The following is a 6,589-nucleotide window of genomic DNA, read 5'->3' on the forward strand; positions in this document are numbered from 1 at the left end:
AAGCTAGCCTCATCACTATTCAAACCCATCCAAAAGTACTAAACTCCGTTCCTAAACCCGACAGCAGCGGTTCCGATCCTTTACCGATAAATCGGCACTAAATTAGCATCGGATTAGCGAATGGCGGGTCTGCTTTTCCGAAAAGCACTGAACCGATCGTTTTCAAAAAAGTACAAGGCATTATTTTGAAAAGCATCAAGCAACTTATGAAACAGATTCTTCGTTCTCCTCAGAATGACAGAAAACAAAAAAGCGCTCCTGAACTCAATCAGAAACGCTTTTATTTTATCCTCCTAAGACTTACGCCTCAGGAATTCAGACTCAAGACTATTATTTCTTATCGTCTTCTTTTACTTCTTCAAAATCAACATCGGTAACGTTATCGCCACCACCTTGAGGCTGACCATCAGCTTGTGCTTGTTCGCCACCCTGAGGTTGCTCACCAGCTTTGTACATTTCCTCAGATGCTGCGTTCCATGCATTTTGCAATTCAGCTTGTGCTGCATCGATATCTGCAAAGTTACGAGAACCGTGCGCTGCTTTTAATTTCTCTAAACCAGCTTCGATCGGTGCTTTTTTATCAGCAGATAATTTATCACCAAACTCTTTTAATTGTTTCTCAGTTGAGAAGATTAAAGCATCAGCTCCATTGATTTTATCAGCTTCTTCTTTCTGCTTAGCATCGTCTGCTGCATTAGCTTCAGCTTCTTCTTTCATTTTTTTGATCTCAGCATCAGTTAAACCTGAAGATGCTTCGATACGGATTTTTTGCTCTTTGCCGGTAGCTTTATCTTTAGCACTAACGTGTAAGATACCGTTGGCATCAATATCAAACGATACTTCTACCTGAGGCACACCACGAGGTGCTGGTGGAATACCATCTAAAATGAAACGGCCAATTGTACGGTTCTGAGCAGCCATTGGACGCTCGCCTTGTAAAATGTGGATCTCTACCGAAGGTTGGTTATCAGCTGCAGTTGAGAAAGTTTCCGATTTTTTAGTTGGGATAGTTGTGTTAGACTCGATTAATTTAGTCATTACACCACCCATAGTTTCGATACCTAATGATAAAGGCGTAACGTCTAATAACAATACATCTTTAACATCACCAGTTAACACACCACCTTGAATAGCAGCACCGATTGCCACAACCTCATCAGGGTTAACACCTTTACTTGGCTCTTTACCGAAGAAAGCTTTAACCGCTTCCTGAATAGCAGGGATACGTGTAGATCCACCTACCAGGATAATTTCGTCGATATCGCTTGTGCTTAAACCAGCATTTTTCAAAGCAGATTTACAAGGATCGATAGTACGTTTGATCAAACTATCAGCCAATTGCTCAAATTTAGCACGGGTTAAGGTACGTACTAAGTGTTTAGGGCCGCTAGCATCAGCAGTAATGTATGGTAAGTTAATTTCAGTAGAAGTTGTGCTCGATAACTCAATTTTAGCTTTCTCAGCAGCTTCTTTTAAACGTTGTAAAGCCATTGGGTCTTTAGCTAAATCCATGCTGTTTTCAGCTTTGAATTCGCTAGTTAACCAATCAATAATAATGTGGTCAAAGTCATCACCACCTAAGTGTGTATCACCATCAGTAGATTTTACTTCGAAAACACCATCACCTAATTCTAAAACAGAAACGTCATGCGTACCACCACCACAGTCAAAAACAACAATTTTCATGTCTTTGTGTGCTTTATCCAAACCATAAGCTAAAGCAGCTGCAGTAGGTTCGTTAATGATACGTTTTACAGTTAAACCTGCAATCTCGCCTGCTTCTTTAGTAGCCTGACGTTGTGCATCGTTAAAATAAGCTGGTACAGTAATTACCGCTTCAGTTACTTCCTGACCCAAGAAATCTTCAGCAGTTTTTTTCATCTTCTGTAAAATCATTGCAGAAATCTCTTGTGGAGTATATTTTCTGTCGTCGATTTCAACACGTGGTGTATTGTTATCACCTTTAACTACTTTATATGGTACACGTCCAGCTTCTTTCGCACTTTCGTCGTAGCTGTTACCCATAAAGCGTTTAATCGAATATATCGTTTTTGTTGGGTTGGTTATAGCCTGACGTTTAGCAGGCTCGCCAACCTTACGCTCACCGTTTTCTGCAAAAGCAACAATAGACGGTGTAGTACGTTTACCCTCACTGTTTGCGATAACTACAGGCTCGTTGCCCTCCATTACGCTCACGCAAGAGTTTGTTGTTCCTAAGTCTATTCCAATAATTTTACCCAGAAAATGAAAGTCAGCAGTACTTCGGAGGCAGCAGTCCCGCTAATCGCTTTACTTCGTTTCACTCGTGCCCGCTATTATCGGGTTTATTGAACAGCATTTTTTGCGCTTCGGTGATAAAACACAAGCAGAAATAATGAGTGATCATCTAAATGCCCTCAAAGTTTTATATCTTTAAATTACAATCAATCGGTGCAATCATTTAAATCTGTATAATCCAATCTATAATGCAATTAGCAGCACAAATCCTAATCGGCTTAGTGGCCTTCATCCACATCTATATCCTTTGGTTAGAAATGTTCGCCTGGACCACCAAGGCACCGAAAGTATTTAAAACCATCCCAAAAGATTTATTTGTGCCGACAAAAACACTGGCAGCAAACCAGGGATTATACAATGGCTTTTTAGCAGCAGGTTTAATTTGGTCGTTATGCATAACCGATCATCACTGGAAATTTTATGTGGCCATATTCTTTTTAACCTGTGTCATTATCGCTGGTATTTATGGTGCAGCCACAGCAAGTAAAAAAATTCTTTACGTACAGTCGATTCCAGCTTTAATAGCACTGATTTTATTGCATCTGTAAGTTCCATTCTATTGGTTGGTGTCGCACCAACCTACATAGTAAGTTCCTAGCGCCATCAACATAATATGCATAAGCTATCCGCTCTTCTTATCTTGTTTACGTTGTTCGGTTTTAAACCCAGGGCTAATCACTACGTAAGTGCAGACAGAATTAAGGAAGCATTGGCCTTCTGCCAGAAAAATAAGATGGATACTTCAATCGCCATTATGATTGATATGAGTATCCATTCCGGCAAAAACAGAATTTTTGTTTACGATTTTAAACAAAAAGAGATCACCATCGAAGGTCTTTGTTCCCATGGTGTTGGAGGCGGCAGTACGCCAACAAAACCGGTTTTCAGCAACAAAGAAGGAAGTTATTGCACCTCTTTAGGCAAATACAAAGTTAAAGGCCGCTCATACAGCAATTGGGGGATTAATGTGCATTATAAAATGTACGGTTTAGAAAAAACGAATAATAATGCTTTTAAACGGATTGTGGTTTTACATTCCTACACGCCAGTTCCCAACCAGGAAATTTATCCCCAAACTTTATTCGGACAAAGTGCTGGCTGCCCCGTTTTGTCAAACGGTACCATGCGAAAGATTGATGCGTTGCTCAAAACCAGGAAAAAACCTGTGCTGCTTTGGATATATATTTAGCTGTCGTCACCCTGAACTTGTTTCACGACCTAGTTTGCAAGAGGGATTGATCTTATCGGGCCTGCGTCTCACTGATCGATAACGCCCTATTTTTTCTAGATGTAGGATAGATGCTGAAATAAATTCAGCATGACGACCGCATTAGAAAATCTATAATTCCAACAATCTTTCTAAATGATGATAGCCAATTCCAAAGTATTCCTTACTTGCTTTAATTTTCTGTAAAATATCTGCTTTCTTCTCTGTTCCATGCTCCTTGCCCTTTACCCCCACCACAAGCACATTTTTAGGTGTATGTGCATCCGAGATGAATTCGAAAACTTTGGTTTTATATCCGAAATATTCTAAGATCAGGGCACGGATTCCATCGGTAACCATTTCGGCCTGGCGTTCTAAAAAGATGCCATATTTAGTTAAAAACGAAACATCATTTTTTACTTTATGTTGCTCAATCTCTCTACGGATCTGTTTGTGGCAACAAGGCGCAACAACAATCAGTTCGGCATTGGCTTTAATCCCTTTAAAAATGGCATCGTCTGTAGCGGTGTCGCAGGCATGTAACGCAATTAAGAGATTCACATCATCAGCCTTGTAATCCTCAATCGTTCCCTGAACAAAGTTTAATTTATCGAAAGCAGATTTAACCGTAACCTGATTACACAAATTAACCATATCCTGCCTATATTCCACGCCTATAACTTCAGTTTCGAGCTTTAAAACCGAATGAAGATAATCGTAAAGCGCAAAAGTTAAATAACCTTTACCTGAACCCATATCAGCAACCTTTTTAATGGTTCCTTCTGGCAGCTCTTTAATTAAAGAACTTAAAATTTCGATATAATGGTTAATCTGGCGGAATTTATCCTGCGCATTTTTGAAAACCTTCCCTTCTGCATCGGTGATTTTCAATTCCGTTAAATAAGACTTCGCCTCTGGTTTAATCAACCTGGCTTTTTCTTTATCGTGGTTGACCGATGGCGCTGCTGAACTTGATGCTTTGCTTTCCCTAAAAACAATCTTGCCATTGTTCAGTTCCTCCAAAATCAGATCCTTTTCGGTGGTAAACAAAGTACCGATTTTAAAACCTTTTTCAAGATAATCGATAATCAAGCCTATTGCTTCATCAACTGCATAGTTTTTCACCACATCGCGGGTTTTATAGCGATAAGTAAAGGCCAGTTTATCTTCACGTTTAATCACCACTTTGCGGATAAGAATCTGCTTTAATGCTTCCTCTTCTCCTTTATAGTTCCCTAAAGATACCTTTACAAAACTTGCTGTATTTAGGCTTTCTTTTAAAGCTATGGTAAATTGTTCTATATATTCTAACACTGGCATCGATAATTTTAACAACAAAGATAATCAAGTTTATCCGGAGCAGAACATATCCGTGATAATGTAACAATAGAGCGACCATTTTAAGATTTATTTGATTAAAAACGGCTAATCCAGCGCTGACGTAATACGATTTAGAAATATGCATGGGCAATATTATCTATATTGATTCCAAAATAGCCGAACACTTTTATTTCAAAAAATTAAGCTTTAGATTAGATTATATAAAAATAGCTAACCACAATTCATGAGTGACTTTCAGATAAAAAAATCGCCTACCGTTTATGATGCCATTGTTGTTGGCTCAGGTGCGGGCGGTGGAATGGCTGCATATGTTCTGGCACATGCAGGTCAAAAGGTTTTAATGCTCGAAGCTGGTCAAAATTTCGATCCGCGATTAGATTCACATCAATTAAAATGGCCTTGGGAATCTCCCCGTCGTGGTGCAAGTACAACGCGTCCATTTGGTGATTTTGATGCTTCGTATGGAGGATGGGAATTAGAAGGCGAACCTTATACCCAGAAAAACAAAAGCGAATTCGAATGGTTCCGTTCGCGGATGCTCGGTGGCCGTACCAATCACTGGGGACGAATTTCTTTACGGATGGGTCCGGACGATTTTAAACCTAAAGATGGTTTAACCGATGCCTGGCCTATTACTTACGCAGATGTAAAACCGTTCTACGATAAAGTTGACCGTATGATCGGTATTTATGGAACGGCAGAAGGTTTAGAGAATGAGCCAGACGGAATCTTTATGAAACCGCCAAAACCAAGATTAAACGAACTTTTCATCAAAAAAGGTGCAGAAAAAGCGGGTGTAAAAGTAATTACCGGCCGTGGGTCTGTACTTACCGAAGCCTTACCTAATAACAACGACCGTGCACCTTGTTTCTACTGTGGTCAGTGCGGAAGAAGCTGTAAAGTGTATGGTGATTTTTCATCATCGTCATGTTTGGTGAATCCTGCAGTAAAAACAGGAAACCTTACTGTAATTACCGATGCCATGGTACGCGAAGTAATCACCGATAAAGACGGTACTGCAAAAGGAGTTTCTTACGTAAACCGTAAAGACCTGCAAGAATACCAGGTAAATGGCAAACTGGTTATTTTAGGTGCCAGTGCCTGTGAATCGGCCCGTATATTATTAAATTCAAAATCAGCTTCTCACCCAAATGGCCTGGCCAATAGTAGTGGCGTGGTTGGAAAATACCTGCACGATTCTACCGGAGCAAGTGTTTCGGGCTTTCTTCCACAGTTAATGGACAGAAAACGTTACAATGAAGATGGTTTGGGCAGTGTGCACATCTATTCGCCCTGGTGGTTAGATAATCGTAAACTAAACTTCCCGCGTGGTTACCATATCGAATATTGGGGTGGCATGGGTATGCCTGCATATGGCTTTGGCGGCGGTGTAGCCCAAATGAATGGAATGGTACCTGGCAGAGATGGAAAAATGAAAGAAGCGGGAGGTTATGGAAAATCGTTAAAGGATGATTATCGCCGTTTCTATGGAACTGGTGTTGGCATGGCTGGTCGTGGAACAGCAATTGCCAGAGAAGCCAACTACTGCGAAATTGATCCGAACACGGTGGATAAATATGGTATTCCGGTTTTAAGGTTTAACTACAAATGGGACAAAGATGAAATCCTACAAGCAAAACACATGCAAGAAACTTTCCTTTCGATAATGAAAGAAATGGGTGCGGTGGTTACTTCCGAAATTCAGGGCGCAGATACCAATTACGGTTTACTCAACCCCGGAAAAATTATTCACGAAGTTGGAAC

5 protein-coding genes are annotated in these 6,589 nt (G+C 40.3%); 3 read left to right on the forward strand and 2 right to left on the reverse strand.

Annotation, left to right across the window (positions count from 1 at the left end):
* Positions 1-330: 330 nt before the first annotated feature.
* Entirely contained in the window at positions 331-2,241 is a 1,911-nt protein-coding gene (gene dnaK / locus AC1DPQ_RS18860) for a molecular chaperone DnaK (RefSeq protein ID WP_477579153.1), read from the reverse strand.
* A 224-nt stretch (positions 2,242-2,465) separates the two neighbouring features.
* Between dnaK and AC1DPQ_RS18865 the strand changes: the two genes are divergently transcribed.
* Together AC1DPQ_RS18865 and AC1DPQ_RS18870 are read left to right on the forward strand one after the other, a co-directional pair.
* Entirely contained in the window at positions 2,466-2,825 is a 360-nt protein-coding gene (locus tag AC1DPQ_RS18865; RefSeq protein WP_477579152.1) for a DUF1304 domain-containing protein, read from the forward strand.
* 65 nt (positions 2,826-2,890) lie between these two features.
* Positions 2,891-3,466 (forward strand): murein L,D-transpeptidase catalytic domain-containing protein, encoded by a 576-nt coding sequence (locus tag AC1DPQ_RS18870; RefSeq protein WP_477579150.1) that lies wholly within the window; start codon positions 2,891-2,893, stop codon positions 3,464-3,466.
* Positions 3,467-3,616: 150 nt separating this feature from the next.
* Here AC1DPQ_RS18870 and AC1DPQ_RS18875 read toward each other — a convergent pair whose 3' ends face one another.
* The gene (locus tag AC1DPQ_RS18875; protein WP_477610527.1) at positions 3,617-4,798 is read right to left on the reverse strand and encodes a class I SAM-dependent methyltransferase; all 1,182 of its coding nucleotides are present in this window, start codon (positions 4,796-4,798) and stop codon (positions 3,617-3,619) included.
* Positions 4,799-5,048: 250 nt separating this feature from the next.
* Between AC1DPQ_RS18875 and AC1DPQ_RS18880 the strand changes: the two genes are divergently transcribed.
* A partial coding sequence (locus tag AC1DPQ_RS18880; protein ID WP_477610528.1) for a GMC family oxidoreductase N-terminal domain-containing protein occupies positions 5,049-6,589 on the forward strand: 1,541 nt, incomplete at its 3' end.

This window comes from Pedobacter sp. 01T416_2 (genome assembly GCF_056398925.1).

Excerpts from the sequence above, each read along its gene's own strand:
- AC1DPQ_RS18865 (WP_477579152.1), top strand. The coding sequence starts at position 2,466 with ATGCAATTAGCAGCACAAATCCTAATCGGCTTAGTGGCCTTCATCCAC.
- AC1DPQ_RS18870 (WP_477579150.1), top strand. The coding sequence starts at position 2,891 with ATGCATAAGCTATCCGCTCTTCTTATCTTGTTTACGTTGTTCGGTTTT.